The 24,488-nt window shown below is 69.1% G+C and carries 25 protein-coding genes; 13 read left to right on the top strand and 12 right to left on the bottom strand.

The window, feature by feature from the left end; genetic code table 11:
- The first annotated feature begins 294 nt into the window (after window positions 1-294).
- Genes P3102_RS28420 through P3102_RS28405 form a run of 4 tightly spaced genes read left to right on the top strand, consistent with a single transcriptional unit; the run spans window position 295 to window position 5,070 of the window.
- Window positions 295-1,278: an ornithine cyclodeaminase gene (locus P3102_RS28420; RefSeq protein ID WP_276363189.1), complete on the top strand. Its 984-nt coding sequence runs from the start codon at window positions 295-297 to the stop codon at window positions 1,276-1,278.
- Window positions 1,269-2,642: a Y4yA family PLP-dependent enzyme gene (locus P3102_RS28415; protein ID WP_276363188.1), complete on the top strand. Its 1,374-nt coding sequence runs from the start codon at window positions 1,269-1,271 to the stop codon at window positions 2,640-2,642. Before P3102_RS28420 ends, P3102_RS28415 begins: the two co-directional genes overlap by 10 nt.
- The gene (locus P3102_RS28410) at window positions 2,639-3,691 is read left to right on the top strand and encodes a cysteine synthase family protein (RefSeq protein ID WP_276363186.1); all 1,053 of its coding nucleotides are present in this window, start codon (window positions 2,639-2,641) and stop codon (window positions 3,689-3,691) included. Before P3102_RS28415 ends, P3102_RS28410 begins: the two co-directional genes overlap by 4 nt.
- Window positions 3,688-5,070, top strand: a complete 1,383-nt coding sequence (locus P3102_RS28405; protein WP_276363185.1) for an MATE family efflux transporter — start codon at window positions 3,688-3,690, stop codon at window positions 5,068-5,070. The genes P3102_RS28410 and P3102_RS28405 overlap by 4 nt, the downstream gene beginning before the upstream one ends.
- Here the strand turns inward: P3102_RS28405 and P3102_RS28400 are convergent.
- Window positions 4,953-6,008, bottom strand: a complete 1,056-nt coding sequence (locus P3102_RS28400) for a hypothetical protein (protein ID WP_276363183.1) — start codon at window positions 6,006-6,008, stop codon at window positions 4,953-4,955. The genes P3102_RS28405 and P3102_RS28400 overlap by 118 nt on opposite strands.
- Before the next feature lie 126 nt (window positions 6,009-6,134).
- Here P3102_RS28400 and P3102_RS28395 point away from each other — a divergent pair, with 126 nt between their 5' ends.
- Entirely contained in the window at window positions 6,135-6,560 is a 426-nt protein-coding gene (locus P3102_RS28395) for a Fur family transcriptional regulator (protein ID WP_276363181.1), read from the top strand.
- Between the two features lie 25 nt (window positions 6,561-6,585).
- Window positions 6,586-8,820: a catalase/peroxidase HPI gene (gene katG / locus P3102_RS28390; RefSeq protein ID WP_276363180.1), complete on the top strand. Its 2,235-nt coding sequence runs from the start codon at window positions 6,586-6,588 to the stop codon at window positions 8,818-8,820.
- Between the two features lie 63 nt (window positions 8,821-8,883).
- Here the strand turns inward: katG and P3102_RS28385 are convergent, their stop codons facing one another.
- Together P3102_RS28385 and P3102_RS28380 are read right to left on the bottom strand one after the other, a co-directional pair.
- The gene (locus P3102_RS28385; RefSeq protein WP_276363178.1) at window positions 8,884-9,666 is read right to left on the bottom strand and encodes a GAF and ANTAR domain-containing protein; all 783 of its coding nucleotides are present in this window, start codon (window positions 9,664-9,666) and stop codon (window positions 8,884-8,886) included.
- Between the two features lie 58 nt (window positions 9,667-9,724).
- Complete coding sequence (locus tag P3102_RS28380; protein WP_276363177.1) at window positions 9,725-10,102, bottom strand: VOC family protein; 378 nt, start codon at window positions 10,100-10,102, stop codon at window positions 9,725-9,727.
- A 91-nt stretch (window positions 10,103-10,193) separates the two neighbouring features.
- Here P3102_RS28380 and P3102_RS28375 point away from each other — a divergent pair, with 91 nt between their 5' ends.
- Window positions 10,194-10,745 carry a hemerythrin domain-containing protein gene (locus P3102_RS28375; RefSeq protein ID WP_276363175.1) on the top strand — a complete coding sequence of 184 codons (552 nt, stop codon included), beginning with the start codon at window positions 10,194-10,196 and terminating at the stop codon, window positions 10,743-10,745.
- Between the two features lie 46 nt (window positions 10,746-10,791).
- Entirely contained in the window at window positions 10,792-11,142 is a 351-nt protein-coding gene (locus tag P3102_RS28370; RefSeq protein ID WP_276363174.1) for an STAS domain-containing protein, read from the top strand.
- Between the two features lie 160 nt (window positions 11,143-11,302).
- Here the strand turns inward: P3102_RS28370 and P3102_RS28365 are convergent, their stop codons facing one another.
- Window positions 11,303-11,512, bottom strand: coding sequence for a hypothetical protein (locus P3102_RS28365; protein ID WP_276363172.1), 210 nt, complete (start codon window positions 11,510-11,512; stop codon window positions 11,303-11,305).
- A 172-nt stretch (window positions 11,513-11,684) separates the two neighbouring features.
- On the opposite strand from P3102_RS28365, the gene P3102_RS28360 reads away from it, so the two are divergent.
- Window positions 11,685-12,542, top strand: a complete 858-nt coding sequence (locus P3102_RS28360; RefSeq protein WP_276363171.1) for a SigB/SigF/SigG family RNA polymerase sigma factor — start codon at window positions 11,685-11,687, stop codon at window positions 12,540-12,542.
- A gap of 142 nt (window positions 12,543-12,684) precedes the next feature.
- Here the strand turns inward: P3102_RS28360 and P3102_RS28355 are convergent, their stop codons facing one another.
- On the bottom strand, window positions 12,685-13,065 hold the full coding sequence (locus P3102_RS28355; RefSeq protein WP_276371389.1) for a DUF6292 family protein: 381 nt from the start codon (window positions 13,063-13,065) through the stop codon (window positions 12,685-12,687).
- Window positions 13,066-13,145: 80 nt separating this feature from the next.
- On the bottom strand, window positions 13,146-13,586 hold the full coding sequence (locus tag P3102_RS28350) for an Hsp20/alpha crystallin family protein (protein ID WP_276363169.1): 441 nt from the start codon (window positions 13,584-13,586) through the stop codon (window positions 13,146-13,148).
- A 141-nt stretch (window positions 13,587-13,727) separates the two neighbouring features.
- Here P3102_RS28350 and P3102_RS28345 point away from each other — a divergent pair, with 141 nt between their 5' ends.
- A complete protein-coding gene (locus P3102_RS28345) occupies window positions 13,728-14,333 on the top strand; it encodes an HSP18 transcriptional regulator (protein ID WP_276363168.1) in 606 nt (201 codons plus the stop codon).
- A gap of 76 nt (window positions 14,334-14,409) precedes the next feature.
- Window positions 14,410-14,589: a hypothetical protein gene (locus tag P3102_RS28340; RefSeq protein WP_276363166.1), complete on the top strand. Its 180-nt coding sequence runs from the start codon at window positions 14,410-14,412 to the stop codon at window positions 14,587-14,589.
- A gap of 164 nt (window positions 14,590-14,753) precedes the next feature.
- Here the strand turns inward: P3102_RS28340 and P3102_RS28335 are convergent, their stop codons facing one another.
- The 4 genes from P3102_RS28335 to P3102_RS28320 form a co-directional block, all read right to left on the bottom strand.
- A complete protein-coding gene (locus P3102_RS28335) occupies window positions 14,754-14,879 on the bottom strand; it encodes a hypothetical protein (RefSeq protein ID WP_276363165.1) in 126 nt (41 codons plus the stop codon).
- Window positions 14,880-14,970: 91 nt separating this feature from the next.
- Entirely contained in the window at window positions 14,971-15,732 is a 762-nt protein-coding gene (locus P3102_RS28330; protein WP_276363163.1) for a nucleotidyltransferase domain-containing protein, read from the bottom strand.
- Window positions 15,733-15,791: 59 nt separating this feature from the next.
- Window positions 15,792-16,136 (bottom strand): hypothetical protein, encoded by a 345-nt coding sequence (locus P3102_RS28325; RefSeq protein ID WP_276363162.1) that lies wholly within the window; start codon window positions 16,134-16,136, stop codon window positions 15,792-15,794.
- A gap of 335 nt (window positions 16,137-16,471) precedes the next feature.
- Window positions 16,472-19,534: a tetratricopeptide repeat protein gene (locus tag P3102_RS28320; RefSeq protein WP_276363160.1), complete on the bottom strand. Its 3,063-nt coding sequence runs from the start codon at window positions 19,532-19,534 to the stop codon at window positions 16,472-16,474.
- A gap of 270 nt (window positions 19,535-19,804) precedes the next feature.
- Here P3102_RS28320 and P3102_RS28315 point away from each other — a divergent pair, with 270 nt between their 5' ends.
- Window positions 19,805-21,013 carry a hypothetical protein gene (locus tag P3102_RS28315; protein ID WP_276363158.1) on the top strand — a complete coding sequence of 403 codons (1,209 nt, stop codon included), beginning with the start codon at window positions 19,805-19,807 and terminating at the stop codon, window positions 21,011-21,013.
- A gap of 232 nt (window positions 21,014-21,245) precedes the next feature.
- On the opposite strand, the gene P3102_RS28310 is transcribed toward P3102_RS28315, so the two are convergent.
- Window positions 21,246-23,435: a tetratricopeptide repeat protein gene (locus P3102_RS28310; protein WP_276363157.1), complete on the bottom strand. Its 2,190-nt coding sequence runs from the start codon at window positions 23,433-23,435 to the stop codon at window positions 21,246-21,248.
- A gap of 267 nt (window positions 23,436-23,702) precedes the next feature.
- On the opposite strand from P3102_RS28310, the gene P3102_RS28305 reads away from it, so the two are divergent.
- On the top strand, window positions 23,703-24,179 hold the full coding sequence (locus tag P3102_RS28305; protein ID WP_276363156.1) for a TspO/MBR family protein: 477 nt from the start codon (window positions 23,703-23,705) through the stop codon (window positions 24,177-24,179).
- Here the strand turns inward: P3102_RS28305 and P3102_RS28300 are convergent.
- On the bottom strand, window positions 24,172-24,333 hold the full coding sequence (locus tag P3102_RS28300) for a hypothetical protein (protein WP_276363154.1): 162 nt from the start codon (window positions 24,331-24,333) through the stop codon (window positions 24,172-24,174). The genes P3102_RS28305 and P3102_RS28300 overlap by 8 nt on opposite strands.
- Window positions 24,334-24,488 lie beyond the last annotated feature (155 nt).

Here is a 24,488-nt window from a genome sequence, read left to right as displayed (position 1 = left end):
CCAGCTTAGCGAGAGGGAAGGGAGGTGGGCCGCGACTTGCCGGACCTCCTGGCCGTCGCGAAGGCGCTTTAGTGCTTCTGGGCTGTGGTCAGAGGCGTGATTCACGTGTTCAGACGCGAAACTCGCGTGCTTGGAGGCGTAACTCGCTTTCGCGACATGTCGCCCACGGCGTGACAAAGGCCACAGTTATCGATAAGGACAATCATTTTCATTAAGCTGCGGCCGGGCTTTCCCGTCGTGCTCCCGAGATCCGGGACGCGCCCGTCACCCGTCCACCAGAAAGGCCGAACGTTCATGAGCTCCGGTCCCTCGCTGCACATTCTCACGCGCACGGATCTGCACAACCTCGAACTCACGCCGGACGAGGCGATCACCATGGTCGAAGACGGTTATCTGGCCTACGCGTCCGGAGCCTCGCGGAATCCGGCGAAGCTGATGGTGCCGATGCCGGATCCCGCGCGGGACGCCGTCGCGTATTCGATGCTCGGCTACGACGGCTCCCTCGAGCAGGCCGCGTTCAAGACGAGTTACCGGCAGGGCAGCACGTCGGCCGAGAAGTACTACACGACGATCACCCTTTACGACGACACGACCGGCCTGCCGTTCGCGCTCATGGACTGCCATCGCGTCGGCGCCACCCGCACGCCGGCCAGCACCGCGCTGATCGCGCGTTCGTGTGCCCGGCCGGGTGCGCGATCCGCGCTCATGGTCGGCACCGGCGCGCAGGGGATCCGGACGCTGCCGTACCTGCTCACCGCGTTGCCAGAGCTGGACCGGCTGCGGCTGTTCGGCACGCATCCCGACGGTCTTCGCGACAGCGTCGCCGCGCTCGAAGAGCGGTTCCCGGACCGCGGGGTCGAGCTGGTCGACGACGTGGAGGCCGCGGCGCGCGAGTCCGACATCGTGGTCGCCGCTTCGGGCCGGGCCGCGCATCCGAAGATCCGCCTCGGCTGGCTGCCACCGGGCGGGCTGCTGATCTCGGTCGCCAGCAAGGGGGTCCAGGAGGGCACGCTCGCCGAGGCCGACTACACCGTGGCCACCAACGGCGCGCAGGTCGAGGTGACCGGGCAGCGGATGGCCGGTCCGGACGGCGTGTTCCGCATCGACGCCGAACTGCCCGACATCCTCGCCGGTCGCGCGCCCGGCCGCCGCGGCGACGAAGACCGGGTGTTCGCCTTCAGCAGCGGCATGATCATCACCGACATCCCGGTGGCGCACGCGCTGGCCGCTCGCGCCATCGCGGCGGGCCGCGGGCGTGAGGTGGCCCTGTGGACCTGACCGACACGCTGTCCCCGCCCTTGCCCGCGCTCGAACGTCCCTGGGCGCACCGGCTGCGTGACTCGGAAACCCTGGGGGAGATCGCCCGCGGGATCGGCGGCGGCCCGTTCCACGTGATCCATCCGGCCACCTTCGCCGAAAACCTCGGGGCGATGGTCACGGCACTCGCCGCCGAGGGCGTCGACGGCACCGTCTACTACGGGAAGAAGGCGAACAAGGCGGCGGCGTGGCTGCGGGAGTGCACCCGGCCCGGTACGGGGGTCGACGTCGCGAGCGTGCCCGAACTGGTGCACGCCCTCGGCAACGGCCTGCGCGGGGAGGCGATCGGGGTGACCGGTGCCGCCAAACCGGACGGTCTCCTCTGGCTCGCCCTGCGGCATCGCTGCCTGCTCGCGGTGGACGCGGCCGACGAACTGGAACGCGTCCTGCGCCTGGCCGCGGACCTCGGTGAGACGGCCGAGGTGCTGCTGCGGGTGCGGCCGCCGTCCGCGCCGGAGAGCCGGTTCGGCTTCGCGTCCGACGCCCTTTCGGCGGCGGTGCGGAGCTGCGCCGAGCCGGGCAGCCCGGTCGTCCTGCGGGGGTTCTCGTTCCACCTGGACGGCTACGATCCCGTGCCGCGGGCGGAACTCGCGGCGTACCTGATCGGGCTGTGCCGGGACGCCCGCGTGCTCGGGCATCCCGCGTCGAAGATCAGTGCCGGTGGCGGGATCGCCGTGTCCTATGTGGACGCCGAGGACTGGGCGCGGTTCGAGTCCGGCAGGCACGACGGGTGGTTCCACGCCCAGCGCAATCCGGCGCGGACCTATCCGTATCACCAGTCACCGGCCGGTGCGGCCATGGTCACCGCCGTCCTGCGGCACGAAATCGGCGGAACACCGCTGGCGAAGCTGCTGCGCGCGGCCGGGATCGAGCTGTTGCTCGAACCGGGCCGGGCGCTCGTCGACGGCGCCGGGTTCTCGGTGTTCCCGGTGCTGGGCTGCAAACCGGCCGAAGGACATCTGATCACCACGGTCGCGGGCCTGTCGATGAGCCTGTCCGAGCAGTGGAAGGGCAGCGAGTTCCTGCCGGACCCGGTCCTCGTGCGCCGGGAAGCCGGGGAAGTAAGGGAAAGCACGGCCGGCCCGCCGGTGCGCACCGTCGTCGGGGGTTCGAGCTGCATGGAGTACGACGTCCTGACCTGGCGCGCGGTGGAACTGCCCGCGCGGCCGAGGACCGGCGACCTGCTCGTGTACCCCAACACGGCCGGCTACCAGATGGACAAGAACGAGAGCGGTTTCCACCAGCTTCCGCTGCCGCCGAAGGTGGTGGTCGACGGCGATCACTGGCACGTCGACACCGACTACCCGATCCAGGAGATCCGATGACGATCGTCCAGCGCGCGTCCGAGCTGATCGGGAACACGCCGCTGCTGGAGCTCGCGCGCACCGGCACCGGCACGCGCCTCCTGCTCAAACTCGACCACCTCAACCCGACCGGTTCGTGCAAGGTGCGCATGGCCAGGCAGATGATCGACGAGGCGGAACTCGAAGGACGGCTGCGGCCGGGCGGGCACATCGTCGAACCCACCTCCGGCAACACCGGCAACGGCCTCGCGCTGGTGGCGCTGGAACGCGGTTACCGGTTCACCGCCGTGGTCGATCACCACGCCGCCCGCGAGAAGCTCCGGATGCTGCGGGCGCTGGGGGCGGAACTGGTGTTCGTCGAGAACCCGCCGGACGGCGGGGTCGGTTCCGTCCAGCGGCGGCGGGTCGCGGCCAGGATCGCCGCGGAAACCGGTGCCTACCATCCCGATCAGCACAACCATCCCGGGAACGGCAACGGCTACACCGGATTGGCGCGGGAACTTCTCGAGCAGCTCGGCGCCGTCGACGTGCTCGTCGCGGCGATAGGTACCGGTGGTTCGCTGTGCGGCACGGCCCGCGCCCTGCGCGCGGTGGGAGCGGGCACGCACGCGGTGGCGGTCGAACCCGTCGGCTCGATCATCTTCGGTGGCGCGCCGGGGATCTACCACCAGACCGGGGCGGGCAGTCCGGCCGGCTTCCCGGTCGGCGCCAACGTCGACCGATCGGTGATCGACGAAGCCCATCGCGTGTCCGACGGTGACGCCTTCGCCGGGGCACGCGTCGTGGGGCGGCGCACCGGGGTACTGGTCGGCGGGACCACCGGCGGCGCGATCCAGGTCGCGCTCCGGCGGCTCTACGCGTATCCGGCAGGAAGTGTCGTCGTGGTGCTGTGCAACGACGCGGGCGAGAAGTATCTCGACTCCGTCTACGACGACGAATGGTTGCGTGCCAGGGGAGTGCTCGACGAACTCGCCCACCGCCGGATGGACCGCTGGTTCGCCGCCTACGCCGAGTCCGTGCGAGTGGCCGTCCGGGACAGGACGGCTCGTCCGGTGGCGGTGGGCGGATGACCACGATGGTGGCCACGCGCGGATACCGGGCCCTCGTCGCGCTGGCCGCGCCGATCGCGGGAATCCAGCTGGCCCAGGTGGCGCTCACCAGCGTCGACCTGGTCATGCTGGGCCTGCTCGGGGTGACCGCGGTGGCGGCGGGCGGGCTGGCGATCCTGCTCTACAACCAGATCCGCACCATGTGCGTCGGCATGGTCACCGGCGTCGGGAACCTCGTGGCCACGGCCGCCGGGGCGGGCGAACTCCGCACCGGCACCGGCGAACTCGACGAACGCGCGCGGGACGAGATCCGGTCGCTTTTGCGGTCGGCACTGCTCGTCGCGACCACGACCGCGGCGATCGGCGCGGTGGTCCTTGGCGGCCTCGCGGCCGCCTTGCCTTTGCTCGGCCAGAAACCGGAGATCGTTACGCCCGCCAGGGCGATGCTGTTCGCGCTGGCGGGCGGGCTGTTCCCGATGGTGTGGCTGAACGTGCTGCGCCAGTTCGCCGTCGGGCTGCGGCGTCCGGGCTCCCTGCTCGCCGTGACGCTGGTGTCGATCGCGGTCAACGCCGCCCTCAACGCCGTGTTCGTCTACGGCTGGGCGGGCCTGCCGGCCCTGGGCATCGCCGGGATCGGTCTCGCGACGACACTCGTCCAGTTCTTCACCCTCGCCGTGTTCGCCTCGGCCGTCCGCCGGGATCCGCGGTTGCGCCCCATGGTGTCGCTCGCGCTCTGGCGCGCGGATCCGGCGGTGGTCCGGCATATCTTCCGGCACGGGACCCCGATCTGTTTCACCTACGGCTCGGAGGCCGCGATCACCTCGATCGCGACGGTGCTGATGGGGGCGTTCGGCCCGGCGATGCTCGCCGCGTCGAACGTCGCGAACCAGCTCGCCTACCTCGTCTACCAGGTCAACATCGGACTTTCGCAGGGATCTTCCATTCTGGTCAGTCGCGCGGTCGCCCACGGCGAACGACGGCGGGCGCCGGTGATCGCCCGGCAGGCGCTCACCCTTTCGTGGTCCTTCATGGCGGTGGTGAGCCTGGCGTACCTGGTGATACCGCAGGTGCTGTTGTGGCCGTTCCTGCCCGACGAGGCCGACGTGGTGGTCCTCGGCACCGCGTCGGCCCTGCTGGTGTTCGCCATCGCGCAGCAGTACGGCAAGGGAACGCAGAACATCCTCGTCGGCCTGCTGCGCGGGCTCGGCGACACCGTTTCCGGGCTCCGCTGCACCCTCGTCGGGTACTGGGCGGTCGGCGTGCCGGCCATGGTCCTGTGCGCCTACGTGTTCGCTTGGGGTGGCTGGGGGGTCTGGGCCGGGTTGTGCGTGGGTTTCGCGGCGACCGCGGCACTGCTCGGGCGGCGGTTCGCCGGACTCGGGACCGGTTCGGCGCGATAGGCGTCGATCCGCGCGAGCAGTTCGCGGGAGGCGGGGTCGGCCGGGTGGTCGCGCAGCAGCCCCGCCAGCGGCGCGAGCCGGTCCTTGGTGCGGGCGGAACCGAGGCCGCCCGCGAGGTCCACCGCCTGGGTGCCGATGCGGACGGCCTCGTCGAAATCGCCTTGGAGCGCGTGATTCTGCGCGAGCATGATCAGGGTGAGCGCCAGGCTGCGGGACATCTCCGCGCCGTAGTGGCCGGTCGCGTCGCGCAGCCGGGCGATCGCCTCGTCGCTGTGCCGGGCGGTGACCGTCTGAGCCAGTTCGGTGAGGACGGTGCCGCGCATCGCTTCCATGTCCGTGGTACCGAAGAAGGCCTCCCAGGGGCGCGCGGCCGCCCACGTGTCCGCCCGCTCGAACTGCGTCTCCGCCGCCGAGAGGCAGGAGAGGGCGGCACGCTCGTCCCCGGCCCTCGCCAAGGCCCACGCCTCGTTGACGGTCAGGATCGCCCGCGCCCGCCCGGAACCGGACCGGTGGGCGGCGGCCTGCCCGCGGCGGAGATGGCGCAGCCCCGCGTCGACGTCGTCATGGTGCAGTTCCAGCCTGCCGAGGCGGTAACAGATGTTGGCCACCAGACCGTCGTTCTCCGCCTCGGTGGCGAAAGCGAGCGCGCGATCGAACCGGAGCCGCGCCGGGATCCGGCGGCCGATGTCGAATTCCGTCCAGCCCAGCAGATTGTGCAGATCGGCGAGCACGGTCAGCAGTCGCGCCCGGAGCGCGCCGGGGAGCGCGCCCCAATGGAGCAGGAGGCTGACCCTCTTCACGACGTGGACCGCGTCGCGGGAGAAGGCACCACCCTGCCGGTAGTCCAGCGCGCGCAGGACGTCTACCGCGTTTTCGAGGCACTCGACGTCGGCGGTCTCGATGCGGTCCGGCGGCTGGGCGTTTCCGGTCGTTGTCATGAACTCACCTCGCGCAAGTCATGGCCTGCTCACCGGCTACCCGGCGTAGAACCGGTCGAAACCGGGCGTCACCCCCCAGGGGTCTTGATTTGACTCGTTCCAAAAACGCTCTTATCGTTCTTGATGATGTCCGACTTCGAAGCACAGCTGCGAGCGGTTTCGCTGCGCGTGACCCGGCCCCGCCTGGCCGTGCTCGCCGCGCTGCGCGATCATCCGCACATCGACACCGAAACGGTGATCGCGCTGGTGCGGGCCGACCTCCCCACGGTCTCGCACCAGGCGGTCTACGACGTGCTGCGAGCGCTGACCGAAACCGGCCTGATCCGCCGCATCCAGCCGGCGGGCACGCTCGCCCGCTACGAGACCCGCGTGGGGGACAACCACCACCACGTCGTGTGCCGGTCCTGTGGCGCGATCGCGGACGTCGACTGCGCCCTCGGTCATACGCCCTGCCTCACCGCCTCCGACGACCACGGTTTCGTGATCGACGAGGCGGAGGTCGTCTACTGGGGCGTCTGCCCCGACTGCGCGGCCGAACCCGTCCAACGATGAAATCGCCAGTTCGGAAGGAAAGAAATTGAGTGACACCCCGGAGAAGGGCTGCCCGGTGGCCCACGACTCCGTGACCGCGCACGGCAGCGAGAGCGAGAACCCGGCGATCGACTCGCCGACGCCGAAGACGGGTGGCCGTCCGCGCACCAACAAGGACTGGTGGCCCAACCAGCTCGATCTCTCGGTGCTGCACGCCCACTCCTCCAAGGCGAACCCGCTCGGCGAGAGCTTCAGCTACGCCGACGAGTTCGCCAAGCTCGACGTCGAGGCCCTCAAACAGGACATCACCGAGGTGCTCACCACCTCGCAGGACTGGTGGCCCGCGGACTTCGGTCACTACGGCGGCCTGATGATCCGGATGAGCTGGCACGCCGCGGGTACCTACCGCATCCACGACGGCCGCGGCGGGGCCGGTGACGGCGGGCAGCGGTTCGCCCCGCTCAACAGCTGGCCCGACAACGCCAACCTCGACAAGGCGCGGCGGCTGCTGTGGCCGGTCAAGGAGAAGTACGGCCAACAGGTCTCGTGGGCCGACCTGCTCGTGCTCGCCGGCAACGTCGCGCTGGAGTCGATGGGCTTCAAGACGTTCGGCTTCGGCTTCGGCCGCGTGGACACCTGGGAGCCCGAGGAGATCTTCTGGGGTCCGGGAGACACCTGGCTGGGTGACGAGCGCTACGCCAGTGACTCCGAGATGGTGCCCGACGTCGGCGCGACCGAGATGGGCCTCATCTACGTCAACCCCGAGGGACCCCGCGGCAACGCGGACCCGGCCGCGGCGGCCCGGTTCATCCGGGAGACCTTCGCCCGGATGGCGATGAACGACGAGGAGACCGTCGCGCTCATCGCCGGCGGCCACACCTTCGGCAAGACCCACGGCGCGGCCATCGCCGACGACCACGTGGGCCCGGAGCCCGAAGCGGCCCCGCTCGAGACGCAGGGCCTCGGCTGGCTGAGCGACCACGGCAGCGGCAAGGGCGCCGACACGATCACCAGTGGTCTGGAGGTGACGTGGACCGACAAGCCGACGCAGTGGAGCAACCGGTTCTTCGAGATCCTCTTCGGCTACGAATGGGAACTCACCAAGAGCCCTGGTGGCGCGAAGCAGTACGTCGCCAAGGACGCCGAGGCGATCATCCCCGACGCCCACGACCCGGCGAAGAAGCACAAGCCGACCATGCTCACCACGGATCTGGCGCTGCGCGTCGACCCGGCCTACGAGAAGATCTCGCGCCGCTTCCTGGAGAACCCGGACGAGTTCGCCCTCGCCTTCGCCAAGGCCTGGTACAAGCTGCTGCACCGCGACATGGGGCCGGTCAGCCGCTTCCTGGGACCGTGGGTGCCCGAACCGCAGCTGTGGCAGGACCCCGTGCCCGAGGTCGACCACGAACTCGTGGGTGAAGACGACATCGCCGCGCTCAAGCGGAAGGTGCTCGAGTCCGGCCTCACGGTCGCTCAACTGGTCGGCACCGCGTGGGCCTCCGCGGCGAGCTTCCGGTCCACCGACAAGCGCGGCGGCGCCAACGGTGCCCGGATCCGCCTGGAACCCCAGCGTGGCTGGGAGGTCAACCAGCCGGAGCAGCTCGCGAGCGTGCTGGAGACCCTGGAAGGCATCCAGCGCGAGTTCAACGACGCCGGTGGCGCCAAGATCTCGCTGGCCGACCTGATCGTGCTGGCGGGCTCGGCCGCCGTCGAGAAGGCCGCCCGCGACGCCGGTACCGAGGTGACCGTGGCGTTCCGCCCCGGCCGCACCGACGCCGCGCAGGAGGACACCGACGTCGATTCGTTCGCGCTGCTCGAGCCGCGTGCCGACGGGTTCCGCAACTACCTGCGTTCCGGGGAGAAGTTGCAGCCGGAGGTCCTGCTCGTCGAGCGCGCCTACATGCTCGACCTCACCGCGCCCGAGATGACCGTCCTCGTCGGCGGTCTGCGTTCCCTCGGGACGAACACCGGCGGTACCCGGCACGGTGTCCTCACCGACCGGCCCGGCGTGCTCACCAACGACTTCTTCACCAACCTCCTCTCGCCGGGCACCCGGTGGAAGGTGTCGGAGTCCGAGGAGAACGTGTACGAGATCCGTGACGTCGCCACGGACGCGGTGAAGTGGACGGCCACCGCCGTCGACCTCGTTTTCGGCTCCAACTCCCAGTTGCGGGCGCTTTCCGAGGTCTACGCGGGTCAGGCCGCGCGCGAGCGGTTCGCCGCCGACTTCGCCGCCGCCTGGACCAAGGTCATGGAACTGGACCGGTTCGACCTCGCCTGACCGGCGTGTCGTGTGAAGGCTCCCTTCCCTCGTTTCAGCCGAGGGAAGGGAGCCTTCCCCGTTTCAGGGAAGGTCGAGTTCGGTGTGCCGGGCGGCGAGGGTGCCGGCGAGTTCGGCGAGTTTGACGTTGAGGTCCTGAGAGGTGCGGCGCAGCACGTCGAAAGCCTCTTCGGCGGTCAGGCCGCGTCGTTGCATGAGGATCCCTTTCGCCTGACCGATGACGTCGCGCGACTCGACGGCCCGGCGAAGGTGGTGTGCTTCCAGTTCCGTCCGGCTCACGGCGTTGGTGCTCGCCAAGGCGAGTGAGCCGTGGGTGGCCAGCAGCAGTGCGGTGTCCTCCGCGACGGCGTCGAGGGCGTCGGGGCGGCGGCTGTAGATGTTCAACGCCCCTGGCAGCTTCGGCGGAGTCGCGCGAGGGACCAGCACGGTGGACAGGATCGCGGTGAAACCGTGCCCCGCGGCGGCGCGGGAGAAGTCCGGCCACCGCATCTCGGTCGCCAGGTCGTCGCTGCGAACGTGGCCGGGGCTTTCGCTGTCCGCGGCGTCGACGCAGGGTCCGGTCCCGGCGCGGTACTGCACCTCGTCGAGTTCCATCGCCACCTCACCGGTCGAGACCGGTGTGTGGAAGGTCCCGTCCGGGGCCCGGAGAGTGATCGACACCAGATCCGCGCCCGGGACCACCCGGTACGAGGCGGCGACGATCTGCTGGAGGACCTGGGCGGGTGTCGATGCGGTCAGCAGCAGACGCGTGAGCTCGACGAACTGCTCGGCCAGCGGGCCCGCCGAGATGTCCTCGGCGGAGCCGAATCCGGCCTTGTCCCGCTGCCACAGTCCTTCGTCCGCCATCACTGACCATCCACTCGCGTTCGGTGTTCTCGTCGGCCTGTCCCGTGGGGACACCGCCTCAGGGGTCGACCCGCTTGCGAAGGAGGCAGAACACGTTTCCTTCGGGGTCGGCGAGCACGTGCCAGGACTCTTCCCCCGTCTGGCCGACGTCGGCGGGCACCGCCCCGGCGGCGAGCAGCCGCTCCAGTTCCGCGTCCTGATCGCGGTCGGTGGGGTTGACGTCGATGTGCAGGGGGAGCTTGCCGGGCTTCGGATCGTCACTGCGGCTCAGGATCAACGTGGGCCGCGGGCCGCCGAAACCAGTTCCGGGCGGACCGATCTCGATGTCGTCGCCTTCCTTGCCGATCTCGGTGTAGCCGAGTACTTCGCACCAGAACGCCGCCATCCGGATCGGGTCGGCGCAGTCGAGGACGAGTTCGGTGATACGGCAGGCCATGGGGCGAGGATAGTCCGGCGTCAAGAGGAATAAATCGGCTCCGGGCGGGTATCTGTCGGCGTCGAAGTGATCCCGGACCGAGGAGGCGGCTGTGACGGCCGATGTCGTGGATTTGATCATGCAGGACCATCGTGAGGTGGAGCGGCTGTTCGACGAACTCGAACGGCATCCCGAGAAGCGGCCGCTGCTCGTCCCGGTGCTTTCGTCGCTGCTCACCGCGCACAGCCGGGCCGAGGAGGCCGAGGTGTACCCGGCGGCCAAGAGCGAGGCCGACGAGTCCGACGATGTCGCGCATGGCCAGAAGGAACACGCCGAGGCCGAGGAGTTGCTGGTCAAGCTCAACGGAACCGATCCCAGATCGAAGCAGTTCGACAAGGTGCTTTCCGACCTCGTCGAGGCCGTCACGCATCACGTGAAGGAAGAGGAATCCACCATCCTGCCGAAGATGCGGCGCGAACTGGACGAGACACGGCGACACGAACTGGGTGAGGCCTTCGTGACGAGCCGCACAGCGCACCTTGGCGACCGCCCCGGCGAAGCCACCAAGGAAGAACGCCTGACCCAGGCGCGCAACGCGGGTGTGACGGGCGCTTCGAAGATGGGCAAGGACGAGATCGCGCGGCAGATCGTCCAGTCGTCCTGAGCGGATGACGGTTGCGGTCCGGACCGAGCCCTCTTACCGTCGGAGCATGGCGATCGACACTGAAGCCGGGCAGGCAGCTTCCCTTGTCGTGGTCGAGAGGGCGCGCGCGGAAGGCGCGCTCACCGTCGAGGTGGCGGGTGACATCGACATCGCGACCAGCCCCCGGTTGCGGGCCGAGCTCCAGGCGTCGCTGGAGCGCCGGCCCGACGTCGTGCTGCTCGACCTGAGCAGGGTCGGCTTCTGTGACTCGTCGGGTCTTTCCGTGCTGGTACAGCTGAATCGTCACTGCGCCGAGTCCGGCATCGACCTGAGTCTGATGCCATCCAAGGTCCTGCTCCGCGCCCTTGAACTCACGGGGCTGGTGCCGACCCTGAAAGTGGTCACGCCCGAATCGTGAGTGCCGCGAGTCGTCCGGCTGGACACGCGTGTCGGCTCTCCCGGCACGCGTGTCGTCCGTCCGGTCACGTGACATCGCTGTGGTGACACGGGTGGTTTGCCGCCCCGAGCACTCACGACGCTCAGGTGACGACGCCCACCGTGCCCGCGTTTCGCGGTGATCAGCGGCCGAGAGCGTTCTGCAGGCCTTTCTTGGTCGTGCGCGAGCGGCCTTTGATGTCGCGCTCGTTCGCCTCGTTGTGGAGCTGGTCCTTGGTCGGCCCACCGGGGCCCTGCCGGTTGCCGGACCGGCGGCCACCGCGTTTCTGCTGAGAGGATTTGATGTGCTCGTACTGACGTTCGCGCTTGTCGCTCCAGCTCTGTTCCGGCACGGCTCCTTCTTGCGGTCGTGACCTGCGGCTACCCCTTCCGGCCACGGGCGAAGCGTGAACTCACCCGTCCGGGTCGGCGTGGGGGGATGTTTGTCGTTCCCATCCTTTGGGTAGTTGAAAGAAGACAGAGGGAGCGGACCATGCCAGTCCACAAGGGACGAATGTGACTTTGATGAACGCACCGTCGGTCATGGAAGACATCGACCACTCCATCCTGCGCGAAGAGCGCGAAGAGGGCCTGTCGGCGCCTCGTGAACGCCGAAGCGGCAGGGCGCGCAAGGACGACTATTCGCATTGCCGCCCGTTGTTCGACGAGTTGGCCGCATTGCCCGACGGTCACCCGGACCGGCTTCGTCTGCGTGAACGTCTGATCCTCGAACTGCTGCCGATAGCCGAGCACATCGCCGTCCGGTTCAGCGGGCGAGGCCAGCCGAGGGAAGATCTGGTCCAGGTGGCCCGGATCGGGCTGATGAAGGCCGTCGACCGGTTCGATCCCGGAGTGGGCGGGGATTTCCTCGCTTTCGCGGTGCCGACGGTCATGGGTGAGGTGCGGCGCTTCTTTCGCGACACGGGCTGGGCGGTGCACGTCCCGCGCGGGATGCAGGAACTGCGCAGCCGGCTCTCGCGGGCGACCACGGAGCTGACCCAGACCGTGGGCCGCGCGCCGACCCCCACCGAACTCGCCGCTCACCTCGACCTGGACGTCGACACCGTCCGTGAGGGCTTGCTCGCCGCCAACAGTTACCAGACTTCGTCCCTGGACCGGCCGGTCAACGACGGCGAAGGATCACTTGCCCTGGCCGACGTGGTGGGGGAGCTGGATTCCCGGTTCGAGCACATCGAGGACCGCAACACCGTGGTCCCGCTGCTGGAGAAGCTGCCGGAACGGGAACGGGCGATCCTCGCCATGAGGTTCTTCGACGGCTTGACCCAATCTCAGATCGCCGAGCGTATCGGGATTTCCCAGATGCACGTCTCGCGTCTGCTCACGAAGACCTTGCAGGAACTGCGCGGCAGGCTCAAGGCGTAGAGGCCGTCGCGAACGACTGCCCGAGGCCGGGCGGATCGAGGAAATCGCCCTCGCCGCAGTCCCGCGTCGGGTACGACGGGCCGATCCTGGTCACGGCGTACTTCGCCGAAGCCCGTCCATCGATACCCGACGCGAGCCGCGGTCACTCGTGCGCGGCGGACAGCAGGCCGAAATCCGGTGGGGTGAGCTGCCCGAAGCGATGGTCCTCTTCACGGACGGCCCGGACGAAGCGCGCCACCGTGGCGGGCTTCGGCGTGGCGGTCTGCCCGCCGAGGTAGCGGAGAACGATGAGGTCTTCGCCGGAATGGGTCTCGATCGCCACCGCCCAGCCGTGGAGTTCGTCCCACAGCAGGGCGACGTCGCGGTCCGGATGGGTGGGAAGGCGTCCGTCGAGCGCGACGTACGCCGAGATCGGGCTGTCGTGGTCGACGGTGCAGGATTCGAGGCCGACGCCGAGGGCCTCCGTGACGTCGGCGAGGTATCCCCACACGGCTTCGCGGGTGTGGGGATGACGGACAGGCATGGTGAGCAACGAGGACTTCCTTTCCGCCCCGGTCTCCTTCCGGTGCGGGACCCTGGCGGGCCCCGCACCGGAAGGGACACTCAGGCCTGGATTTCCTTGCGATCGGACTCGGCGCCCTGGATTTCGATGCGCCGCGGCTTGGCCTTCTCGGCGATCGGGATGCGCAGGGTCAGCACGCCGGCTTCGTATCCGGCGGCGATGCGGTCGGTGTCGAGGGCGTCGCCGAGGAACAGCTGACGGGAGAAAACCCCCAGCGGGCGCTCGGAGACCTGCATCTGGACGTCTTTACCGGGAATCGGCCGCCGCTCCGCCTTGATCGTCAAGACGTTGCGCTCCACGTCCAGTTCGATCGCGTCGGCGACGACACCGGGAAGATCGAAGCAGACGACGAACTCGTCGCCGTCGCGGTACGCGTCCATCGGCATGGTGGCCGGCTTGGACCACGTCCCGGGCGTCGCGCTGCCGAACATCTGCTGGGTGAACCGGTCCAGCTCACGGAACGGGTCGGTGCGCATCAACATCGGGTTCCACCTCCTGGCTCGTTGTCTCTGGTGTCAACACGCACTACTGTTCTAACATGTCATCGAAATGATGACAAGTGGCAAGTCGTCACTACGATGACAGGCGGGACGGCAGACCGGGATGACGGAGGGGATGATGAAATGGACGTAGACCCCGCTCGGACAGTGCGTTCCGTGCACGACGTCGTGGCCGAAGCCCGCTCCGGTGCCTCGAAACCGGAGCGGCTCCTGGAGGCTTTGGTCGCGCTGAAGACGGTGCGCGAAGAGCTGGCCGCGTGGGAACCGGAGCTGATCGCGGCGGCCCGCGAGGGCGGCACCAGCTGGACGGCGCTCGCCCCGGCCCTCGGGGTCGCGAGCCGTCAGGCGGCGGAGCGGCGTTTCCTGCGGTTGCGGCCATCCGACGGCGGTGAGCACACGGGAGAGGCGCGGGTCGACGCGGAACGCGATCGGCGGGCGGGTGATCGCGCGGTGGCGGAGTGGGCCCGGCGCAATTCGGCGATCCTGCGGCAGCTGGCGGGTCAGGCCGGCGCGCTGGACGGGCTGACCGCCAGGGCGAGGGAAAGCGCGGACCGGGTGCGCGCGGTGCTCGGCGAGGACGACGTCACCGGCCTGCTGGCGCCGCTGGCCGAGCTGCGCGCGCGACTTCCCCGCGAGCACACCGGATTCGCCGAACGGCTCGGGGAGATCGGCGTGCACGCCGAGCGGGTCCGGCGCGACGCCGTCGACGACCGGCGGTCTTCACGGTGAAACGGCAGTGTGAGCACGGTCCGGAGCGGGTACCTAGAGAGGTTCCTCTTGTCCGCCGAGCGAGCCGGAGATCCTCATGCCCGAAGTGCCGTCTTCCGCCGACGTCATCAGCCTGGCGCTGAGAGTGCTTGGCACGCAGGGGTTACGCGGGCAGGCCGCCCGTGCCGCGCTCGAGGCGATGGCGCGGGAACGGCGTCTGCCGGTCAAGCGGTGTGCCGCGCTCATCGTGGCGGCCGTCGACGGACGGGTGAACTGAGCCCGTCCCGCGTGGGACTCGTGACCGCCCCCATCGCGAAGGCGGCCGTCCGTCCGCCCCCAGGCGGGCTGAAGGTCGCTTCCCCCGCATCGCATGCGAGGAAAGCGACCGCCGTTGCTGGGGTGAAGGGAAAGTCCCCTTCACCCCTGAACAGGCCGGCAGGCTTACTGGCAGGCTTCGCAGTCCGGGTCGTCGATGCGGCACGCGGCACCGTCGGTGAGCGGGAAGTCGAAGTCGTCGAGGGCGGGGACGGCCAGAGCGGCCTCTTCCGGTGTGGCGGTGGCGGACATGTCACTCCCTTGGCGCGGAACGGGTCTCATCTCTCTGTAGCGCTGAAGATCGCCGGTGATTCCGTGACGCGTGCCACAGGGGCCGATTCGGCTACCCGGTGGTGGAGTCCACCGAGCGGAACAGCGACTCCGCGTCGTCGACCGCCTTGGCGAGGGCCTCCGTGTCCGTCCGCAACCCGGCGATGACGGCGTCGACCTGACGCAGTCCCGCCCTTCGCAACAGCCGTTTCTCGTTGGTGACCCACTCGCCGCGGGCCGCGAGGACCGCGTGCGCCGTCTCCATGGCCGCGGTGGCCAGCGCGCCGGCGACCTCCGTGGCCTGCCCGCGGGGAACGAAGGCGCCGCGGGTGTAGCGCAAGGTCAGTTCCGCGCGGCCTCGCCACATCGCCGGAGCCGTTTCCCGTAACGCTTCCGGGTAATCCGGTCGCGGCAGGCCGCCGCGCAGGACGCGGTTGACGGCGAGTTCGGCGACCGGCAGGTAACTGGGCACGCCCGCGAGATGGAACATCAGCGGCTCCCAGTGGAACCGGCCTTCCCCGGCTTCGGCGAGGTGCCGTTCGACCGCGTCGAGGTCGCGGTAGTGGACGTCCACCTGCCTGCCGTCGATCGTGAGCCAGGCACCGCCGTTGAACACGCCGCCGCCCCAGGCGCCGATCTCGGAGACCTCGCCTGCCCAACCGAGGGCGCGCAGGTCCGCCGGATGGAAGTCGCCGCGGTAATAGACGGCGAAATCCCAGTCGCTGCCGGGGCCGTGGGTCCCCTCGGCGCGTGAGCCGCCGAGCGTGACGGCGTGCACGGCGGGCAACGCGGCCAGATCGTCCGCCACGTGGGCGAGGAAAGTGTCGTCGTTCATCGCGCGATGATGTTAGTGACGCGCCAGAGTGGACGCGACGCGTTTTCCGCGGCCCCGGATCAGAACGAGATGTTCCCGTGGACGTCGCGGGCCTGGACGACCTTCCCGGATACGGTGCCCGAGACCGTGTTCACCACGCCACCGGTCTCGGCGCTGTTCCCGCCCGCCTTGTCCCACTCGCGGTGAAGCCGGTCCGCGAATTCGGGGTCTTCGGCTTCGGCCGTGGACAGCCGCGTCGCCAGGGCGCGCACTTCGGCGGAATCCTCGGCGGCGCCTTCGGCGGCTTCGAGTGCCGCCGTCGCCTCAGGGTCTTCGGAGAATTTTTCCTTCACCAGCTTGTACAATCCGACCACGGATCGGGCCGCCAAGGCGGCGGCGAGAGAGATGAGGACCGGTTCTGGCATCGGATCGCTCCCCGTCGGGTCCGGTCGGGCACGGTCACCCTCACGGTACCGGTATTCGAGGAGCTTGATGGGGCCCGGACCGAAGTCCGGGCGACCCGGGGTGTGTCAGCAGTTCCACCAAGTCGCGACGACCGCGAAAAGCGTGGGGACGTCAGGCAGTACGGCAAAAAACGTGGTTATGCTCAAGGTTCTCCTAGGAATATGAAGCCGAAGAGGCCTATTCAGCCTCGCGCGCAGCCTAGAAGATCCACTTGCCGGTCCGCAAATGCCGCCCTCTACTGAGAGTTGTTCGGCCATCCGGGTGATACTCGTTGGACATGCACATTCGAGAAAAATCAAGTAGTCGGTGGCGTGCCGTGACGCAATTGATCACTCTTTCGAGGAGTACGTGGACCTATTGGGCGAGGAGGGGCCGGTAAAGCCACGGTGTCCTCGTCGCCCGACCTCGCGATCGGGACGACCGGATCGGCCTCGTCGATCTCGGCGACGAGCCCGTCGATTTTCTCGGCTTTGCGGTCCCTGCCCGTGTCCCGGTAGAGCCCGGCGGCCTGTCGCCACACCCACCGCGCGTCCTCACGGTTCCCGCGATCGGCCAGTATCGAACCGAGCGCGACGTACGCTCGCGCCCTCCCGTTGACATGGTTGGCCCTTTCGGCCAGTTCGAGGGCGTGCTGCGCGTGACGTAACGCGTCACGGTCCTGGCGGCGGGCGTGCGCGAGCTCCGCCATCACGGTGTACAGCCGCGTCGCGACCGTCAGCCCGACCTGATCGAGGAGTTCGTGTGCGGGGCGCTGGTGCGCGTCCGCGGCGTCCAGGTTCCCGAGTTTGGTGTAGGCCTCGACCAGCGCGGTGTGGGTGGCCACCGTGCCCGCCACGTCCTTGGCCTCTCGGCGCAGGTCGAGGGCGAGTCGATAGTGGGGCAGCGCTTGGTGGTGGAGGTCCGATTCGACGAGTGCGTCGCCCAGCCGGTGGGCGGCCACGGCTTGCCGCTCGCGGTCGCCGAGGGATTCGGCGAGCCGCAGGCAGTCCCGGTAGGCGGTGACGGCCTCGGGGAGCCGTCCGGTGTACTGGTGGCGGCGCGCCAGGTTCAGCGTCACCGTCAGTTCCCCCACCGCGATCCCGTGGCGGCGGGACAGTTCGAGCGCTCGGCCCAGGTATCGATCCGCGAGGTCGTACGCACCGGTGATCAGGTGTATCTCGCCGAGGTCGTTGCTGGAGGACGCTTCCGCGTGGACGTTCCCGTCCACGGCGGCGGACGAGACCGCGGTGGTCATCGTGCAGACGCAGTCTTCGTACAGCCCATAGCGCTTCAGGGTGTCGATCAGGCAATGCGGCAGCCGCCAGGCGTAGCCGTGCATGCCCTCCTCCGCGGCGCGGCGGACCATGGACACGAGATTCGACCGCTCGAGCAAGGTCCAGCGCAGCGCCTCGGACACGTCGTCGAAGCGGTGGGGGACGCAGCCGGGTTCGAGCGGTGGCATCGGCGGCGCCTGACGATGCGGGGAAGCGGTCCGCTGTGCCGCGTCCGCGCTGTGCAGGTAATAGGAGAACATGCGGTTCCTGGCGGGCACGAATTCGTGATCATCCCTGATGAGGACCGCCGCGAACCGGTGCAGGAGATCGTGGACGCGGTAGCGGTCGATGTCGGCGGGCTGGAAGACGAGATGTGCCGAAACGAGCGAATCCAGCGCCCGCTGGGTTTCCAGGCGGCTGGTGGCGGCCATCGCGCTCAGCGCTTCGACGCTGATCTCCGCGCCGGGGTGGATGCCCAGCAGCCGGAAGACGCGGGCGTGGGACGGCGGCAGCGCTCGATAGACCCAGGAGAACGCCGAATTGAGGCTGGCGTCCGCGCTGTCGCCGTCGTCGCCGATGTGCAGCAGGATGTCGGGATCCCCCAACTGGCCGACGAGGGTCGTCAAGGTGGTCCCGGCCCGGTTGGCGGCGCGTTCGGCGATGAGGGTGAGGGCGAGCGGGAGTCCGTCGCCGATCCGCGCGAGCTGGGCCACGGCCCCCGGTTCCCGTGTCGTCCGCGCGCCGATGCGCCGGGTCAGGAACTCGGCCGAATCCTTCGGCGGCAACGGGTTCATGGTGAGGTTCCGGACGTCGTGCCGGACCGACAGCGCGGTGAGGCGACGACGTGAGGTGATGACGACGACGCAGTCGGCCAGCGCGGTGAGCAGCGGGCCGACGTGCGCGCTGTCGGCGGCGTTGTCGAGGACGATCAGCATCCGGCGTTCGGCGAGCAGGGTGCGGAGTTTGGCCTCCCGTCCGGTGGGGCCGCTGATGGAGGTGATCTCGTAGCCCAAGGCGTCGAGGAGGTCGTCGATCACCTGGGTGGTCTCCACCCGCGGCGCGGTGCCGTCGCCGTGGAGGTCGATGAAGAAGGTGCTCCAGGCATGCCGGGCGCTCGTGCGATGGGTCCATCTCAGCGCGGTGGCCGTCTTGCCCACCCCGGCCGCGCCGACGAGCGCGATCACCGCGGGACGGGGTGGTCCTTCGTCCGCTCCGGTGAGCCGGTCGAGCGATGTCAGGATCGCTTCGCGGCCCGTGAAGTCGGTGATGTCGCGAGGCAATCGGCGCAGCAGCAAGGGGACGTTCGGTTCGTGGCGGGGCGGGGTGAGCCAGGCGGCGGCCGGCGCCGGATCGGCTTCGGTGAGGGAGTCCTGGAAACGGCGGAGTTCTTCGGCTCCCCGGTCGTCGCCGTCGTCCAGGAGTTGCCGCCGCGCGGCGAAATAGTATTCGGTGGCGTCAGTGTGCCGCCGGAGTTTGTGCAGGAGGGTCAGCCGGCGCCGGGCGAGACCGACGATGATACCGTGCTCGCGTTGGAGATCGTTGAGTCTGCGAAGCGCGGGATCGAATTTTTCGAGGCCGATGTACGCGTCGATCAACAGGCCGTTGGCGGGTATCCATTCATCGAAGATGACGGAATTACGCCAGTTCTCCGCCCATTCCGTGTGCACCTCGGCGAGGGGATCGTCGCGCCAGAGTGGAAGGGCGTCTTCGAGCAGTGAGCGTATTCGTTCGTGATCGTGTTTCCGGACCGCCTGGTGCGCGGAAGTGATCGATTCGCTGAGCCGGAAGTAGTCGATCGACTTACGGTCGGCAAGGAGCTGGTAACCGCCACCGGTGTTGTCGAGTCTCGCGTCCGTGTCGCTGTCCTGCAGGATCGCGCGCACCCGATTGGCGTAGGTATGCAGTGTCGCAGCGGGATTTCGTGGACTCCGATGCTCCGGCCAGGCCTGCCTCACGAGTGTCTGGATGGAAATGTGCCGTCCCGCCTGGGCGAGCAGGACGGCGAGAACCGCGTGTTCTTGCGCCCTTCCCCATTGCACGGTCAAACGACCGTGCATCCGGACGATTGTCTTGCCGAGAAATCCGAGCGAAATGTGCTGCTCCACGGCACCTCCCCTCCCAAGGTGTCACCGAAGTGACCGCCCTCCCACGGTCGAGTTTCGCAGGTGGATCCGGATCTGGCCAGGTCAACGCGTGTCTGACAGGCATCTGTCAAGTCTCTGGCAGCTGCTGAAAGAGCGGTGTTATTCCCGGAACAGGAGGCTGACCGATCGGGCCGCCACTCTTTTCCGCAGTGACGATGAATCGCTGAAACGAGTGGAGGCGGAAATGGTGGAACGACTGCGGATTTCGTCGGCGACGGGACGGGGGCGACGATGACGGGGATTTCGTGGGCGCGGGTGCCGGGAAGCAGGACGGCGGAGCGATGGCTGACCCGGACGGGGTGCCGCCGGGTGCTCGCGGTGGTGCCCCATCTGACGGCGGGCACCCGGCTGGCGGACGTACTGCCCCTCCTGGAGGCGGACGCCCGGGTGCAGATCGCCTTCACCACGCCCGACGGTCCGGACACGTGGCCCGGGGTCGACGAGTACCTGAGGCGTTCGGGCGGTCTCGTCCTGCCTTGGCACCAGGCTTCGCGGATGCGGTTCGATCTGGCGCTCGCGTCCAGCCATGTGGGCATCGACGAACTGGAGGCGCCGGTGCTGGTGCTGCCGCACGGCACCGGGGGGATCCGGTCACGGGTCAGTCCGCACGGCGCGGGGATCCCGGGGCATCCCAGGGATCTGCTCGTCCGCGACGGCCGGGTGGTCCCGGAAGCGATGGTGTTCGCGCACGAGGACGACGCCAGGCGAATGCGCCGGGTCTTTCCCGAGGCGGCTTCACGCGTCGTCGTCGCCGGTGATGTCTGTTACGACCGGATCCGGGCGAGCATGCCACTGCGGCTGCGGTATCGGGACTCGGCCGGCATCGAGGCGCGGCAGAAACTGGTGGTGATCAGTTCGACGTGGTCCCCGCATTCCTTGTTCGGCGGGAATCTTGACCTGATCACCCGGCTCGCCACGGTGCTGCGAGGTCCGGAGTACCGGGTGATGGTGGCCTTGCACCCGCTCACGTGGTCGGCCCACGGGGCGCGCCAGGTTCGCGCGTGGCTCGCCGAGGGGCTCGAAGCCGGGATCCGGCTTTTGCCGCCGGAGGAAGGCTGGCGGGCGGCGCTGGTCGCGTCGGACTGCGTGCTCGGGGACCACGGCTCGGTGACGCAGTACGCGGCGGGGCTGGGGAAACCGGTCCTGCTCAATCCCGGTTCCGTACTCGACGTCCGGAAGGGAAGTCTCGCCGACCTGCTTTGGAAGTCCGCGTCCGTTCTCGATCCCGCGCGGTCGTTGCGGGGTCAGGTGGACGAACTCCTCACCGGGGGTGCCCGGCGCCGGCTTACGGCCATCGAGAAACGGATCACCTCGATGCCGGGGGAGGCGGCGGCGCGGCTGCGCGAGGAGATCTACCGGATCCTCGGAATGCCCGAGCCGGACCGCCCGGCCGAGAGCACGCCGGTGCCGCTGCTCACCCGGGAATGGCCGGAGAAATGAGAGCGCGGGCGCGCGGCGCCGTCGTCGAGGTGTGGTGGACCGACGAACGCGGGCTGCCGGACCACGTGCTGGTCGCTTGGGCGGGCAAGACACCCGAAACCTGGCTGCACCGCGCGGATCTGGTCATCTGCGCCGCCGCACCGGACGACGCGTGGCGGCACGCGGGCGACGTCCTGAGCGCGTTGCCCGGGGCGTTGGTGGTCCTCGCCGGGGGTGTGCTCCGATTTCGGGATCACCGGTTCGTCCCTGGCCCGCCCGAGTCCGGGATCGACGGCTGGCCGCGCTGTTCCGGCGGTGGCCCGGAAGAGCTTTCGGTGTCGTCCGCGATCGCCGCGATCCGCGCTTCCACTCGACGTGCCTTGAGATCCCTCGACCCGTGGTAGATCTCCAGCGCTCGCTGGAGATGGGTGCGGGCCGCGTGAGTGTCGCCCTCGCGCAGCCCGCATTCCGCGAGGCTTTCGAGCGCTTCGGCGTAGTACGGGTCGGCGCCCGCGTGGTGCAACGTCGCCGCCGCTTCCGTCAGCAGCCGGGAGGCTTCGCCGACCCGCCCGAGGGTGAGGTGGGCGTTGCCGAGCCGGGTTTGTGCCCGTGCGTGGAGGACCACGTCGCCGATCGCCAGTGCTTCGGCGGCCGAGCGCTCCAGATGCCCGATCGCCTCCCGTGTCCGTCCCAAAGCCGCGCTGACTTCGCCTATCCGTCTCAGATGCAGCACCACGCCGCGGTGCTGTCCCGCTCGCTCCGCGAGCCGCAGGGCACGGGTGAAGTACTCCAGCGCGCGCTGGGGTTCGCCGGTGCTTTGCGCGACGACCCCCAGGTGTTCCCACGCGGTCGCCTCACCGGCCGGGTCGTCGATCGTGCGCGAGGCCTCCATGGCTGCCGCGAATTGTGCCCGCGCGTCTTCGAATTTCTCGGTGTTGAGATAGGCGTAACCGAGCTGGATGTGCATACGCGCTTCCGCGGCGGGATCCGCGCAGTGCCGCGCCGCGTCCACCGCCCATTTGTGGGTCTTCTCCCATTGGCGATAGTGCTTGCGGTAGAGGAAGAAACCCCACAGGCCCTCGCAGAACTGCCAGACTTCCTGCCACCAGCCCTCTTCGACGGCCGTGCGCATGGTGGCGACGACGTTCGCGAGTTCCTGTTCCACCCAGTCCAAGGCGACCCGGGTGTCGGAGAACCGCGCCGGCCGCGTGAGTTCGGGGCGCGGACTGAGCCGATGGCGGTGCGGGATGATGGCGAGATCGGCCTCGGCCACGTGGTCGAGATACCAGTTCAGCATTCTCCGTAACGCGTCGGATCGGGTCGACTGGTCCTCTGTCTTGGCCGCCTGCTGACGCGCGTGCACCCGCGTCAGATCGTGGAACTGGAACCGGTCGGGCCCGATGTCGGTCAGCAGACTCGAAACGACCAGGGAGTCCAGCGCGTCCTCGGTCTCGGTCGCGGGACGGTCGATCGCGGCCGCGGCGAGACCGAGACCGAAGTCGCGGCCGGGATGAAGACCGAGCAGGCGGTAGACCCGCGCCGTCTCCGCGTCCAGTTCGGCGAAGGAGAGATCGAAACTCGCCTGTACGACCGCTTCGTCGGCGATCTTGAGGCCCGACAGCCGGCGTTTTTCGTCGGAAAGCACGCCCACCAGCCGCGAAATCGGCCATTGGGGCCGGGTCGAGAGCCGTGCGGCCGCCACGCACAGGGCGATCGGCATCCCGCCGCAGAGCGAGACCAATTCCCTGGCGCGTTCGGGTTCGGTGAGCACACGGTGCGTGCCGACGGTTCTTTCGAGCAGCCGCACCCCCGCGTCTTCGTCGAGCGGGGAGACGACGAACGCCCGCGCGCCGTCCATGGCCAGCGCGCCGAGCCGCCAGCGGCTCGTCACGACGACGACGCTTTCCGGTGACGCGGGCAGCAGCGGCCGGACCTGCGCGGCGGAGTCCGCGTCGTCGGCGAGGACGGCGAACCTCTTCCCGGCGGTGACCGACCGGTACATGGCCGCCTGTTCCGAGATCTCGGCGGGCACCTGCTCCGCGGGCACGCCGAGGGCGCGGAGAAAGCCGCCGAGCACGTCGGCGGGAGTCGTCGGCCCGTCGGCGCTGAAGGCCCCCAGATTCACGTAGAGCTGGCCATCGGGGAAACGGTCGACGTGGTTCGTGATCCAGCGTGACGCGAGCGCCGTCTTCCCCATTCCGCCGGATCCGGTGATCACCGCCAGCGCCGGCCCCTGCCGCTGGTCGTCTTCGAGCAACCGGGTCAGCGCGGTCAGTTCCCGTTCCCGGTCGGTGAAGGACGAGGAAACCGGAAGCAGTTGCCGCGGAACGACCGGTTTCACTCCCTGCTGGAGGAAGATGTCACCGTGCACGGCGCCGACCTGTACCGACGTGCCGGAGACGTCTCCGGTTATCCTGTTCTCGCGTCTGTCACCTGAATCCATTCCGCAGCACCCCCTGCACCGAGTCTGGTCACACGAGGCCTGCCGCGGTACCGCTTTCACAGCGACGCCGAATGTGATGTCCACTACTGGATCGGCGCGAACCGGGTTTTTGCCGAGCTATCGACCGGGTGGACATCACGGTGGGTATTGCACTCCGTGCCGAGGCCACCCGGACGGTGTAGGTAATTTCCTGGTGTGGCGCGGATCGGAACTGCGCGGGTGTGCTTCCTGACTTACGCTCGAACGAGCCGAAGACAGGAGCCGAGGATGACCACGATGCCAGGACGACTTCGCGCGCCGTTGGCGCTTCTTCCGTTCCTGGTCGCGGTCGCGGTGGTCGCGCTCGTCGGCGGCCTGGCCGCGTCGAGCGCCCGAGCTGTCTACAGTGGACTCGAACTGCCTCCCTTCGCGCCACCCGCCTGGCTGTTCGGTCCGGTGTGGACGGTCCTGTACCTCGGGATCGCGGTGGCGGGCTGGCTGTACTGGAAATCCGGCGGTGAACGCCGGGGCCTGGTCTGGTACGCGGTGCAACTGCTCCTCAACGCCGCTTGGACCCCGCTGTTCTTCGCCGCCGGCGCGTACGGCCTCGCATTGGCCGACATCCTGGTGCTCGACGTCGCCATCGTCGTCACCGCGCTGTACTTCCGCCGGTCTTCCCGGCTCGCCGCCGCGTTGCTGCTGCCGTACCTCGCTTGGACGTTGTACGCCACCGCGCTCACCCTCGCGATCGTCGTGCTCAACTGACACCGATCGGCAGCGTGGCGGCCACCCCCTTGGCGTGCCCGCCGTCGAGCCGGTCCAGCACCACTCCGCCCCGGCGTGCGGCGAGTTCCGGGTCCCGCACCGCGTGTTCCACCGGCTGAGCCCCCGCGGCGGCGATCCGGATCGTTGCCCCCACGCGGGTATCGGTCTCGGCGGCGCCGCGTCAGATCCGCCGCGAGCACCGGCGAAAGCGTGTCCCAGCCGCCGAGGCGGAAGGTCGCCTGGCAGATCGGGCCGCTGTGCCGGCACCGCCAGTCCTCCCGGATACGCGCCCGGCCCGCCGTGACGTGC

Origin of the sequence: Amycolatopsis sp. QT-25 (genome assembly GCF_029369745.1) — a bacterium.
Lineage (GTDB): Bacteria > Actinomycetota > Actinomycetes > Mycobacteriales > Pseudonocardiaceae > Amycolatopsis.
The sequence above is the reverse complement of the archived record's forward strand: the minus strand, read 5'-3'. Positions and strand labels throughout refer to the sequence as shown.

Coding starts and splice junctions, on each gene's coding strand:
- P3102_RS28420 (WP_276363189.1), top strand. CDS start 295: ATGAGCTCCGGTCCCTCGCTGCACATTCTCACGCGCACGGATCTGCAC.
- P3102_RS28410 (WP_276363186.1), top strand. CDS start 2,639: ATGACGATCGTCCAGCGCGCGTCCGAGCTGATCGGGAACACGCCGCTG.
- P3102_RS28405 (WP_276363185.1), top strand. CDS start 3,688: ATGACCACGATGGTGGCCACGCGCGGATACCGGGCCCTCGTCGCGCTG.
- P3102_RS28400 (WP_276363183.1), bottom strand. CDS start 6,008: ATGACAACGACCGGAAACGCCCAGCCGCCGGACCGCATCGAGACCGCC.
- P3102_RS28395 (WP_276363181.1), top strand. CDS start 6,135: ATGTCCGACTTCGAAGCACAGCTGCGAGCGGTTTCGCTGCGCGTGACC.
- P3102_RS28385 (WP_276363178.1), bottom strand. CDS start 9,666: ATGGCGGACGAAGGACTGTGGCAGCGGGACAAGGCCGGATTCGGCTCC.
- P3102_RS28380 (WP_276363177.1), bottom strand. CDS start 10,102: ATGGCCTGCCGTATCACCGAACTCGTCCTCGACTGCGCCGACCCGATC.
- P3102_RS28370 (WP_276363174.1), top strand. CDS start 10,792: ATGGCGATCGACACTGAAGCCGGGCAGGCAGCTTCCCTTGTCGTGGTC.
- P3102_RS28360 (WP_276363171.1), top strand. CDS start 11,685: ATGAACGCACCGTCGGTCATGGAAGACATCGACCACTCCATCCTGCGC.
- P3102_RS28355 (WP_276371389.1), bottom strand. CDS start 13,065: ATGCCTGTCCGTCATCCCCACACCCGCGAAGCCGTGTGGGGATACCTC.
- P3102_RS28350 (WP_276363169.1), bottom strand. CDS start 13,586: ATGTTGATGCGCACCGACCCGTTCCGTGAGCTGGACCGGTTCACCCAG.
- P3102_RS28345 (WP_276363168.1), top strand. CDS start 13,728: ATGGACGTAGACCCCGCTCGGACAGTGCGTTCCGTGCACGACGTCGTG.
- P3102_RS28340 (WP_276363166.1), top strand. CDS start 14,410: ATGCCCGAAGTGCCGTCTTCCGCCGACGTCATCAGCCTGGCGCTGAGA.
- P3102_RS28335 (WP_276363165.1), bottom strand. CDS start 14,879: ATGTCCGCCACCGCCACACCGGAAGAGGCCGCTCTGGCCGTCCCCGCC.
- P3102_RS28330 (WP_276363163.1), bottom strand. CDS start 15,732: ATGAACGACGACACTTTCCTCGCCCACGTGGCGGACGATCTGGCCGCG.
- P3102_RS28325 (WP_276363162.1), bottom strand. CDS start 16,136: ATGCCAGAACCGGTCCTCATCTCTCTCGCCGCCGCCTTGGCGGCCCGA.
- P3102_RS28315 (WP_276363158.1), top strand. CDS start 19,805: ATGACGGGGATTTCGTGGGCGCGGGTGCCGGGAAGCAGGACGGCGGAG.
- P3102_RS28310 (WP_276363157.1), bottom strand. CDS start 23,435: ATGGATTCAGGTGACAGACGCGAGAACAGGATAACCGGAGACGTCTCC.
- P3102_RS28305 (WP_276363156.1), top strand. CDS start 23,703: ATGACCACGATGCCAGGACGACTTCGCGCGCCGTTGGCGCTTCTTCCG.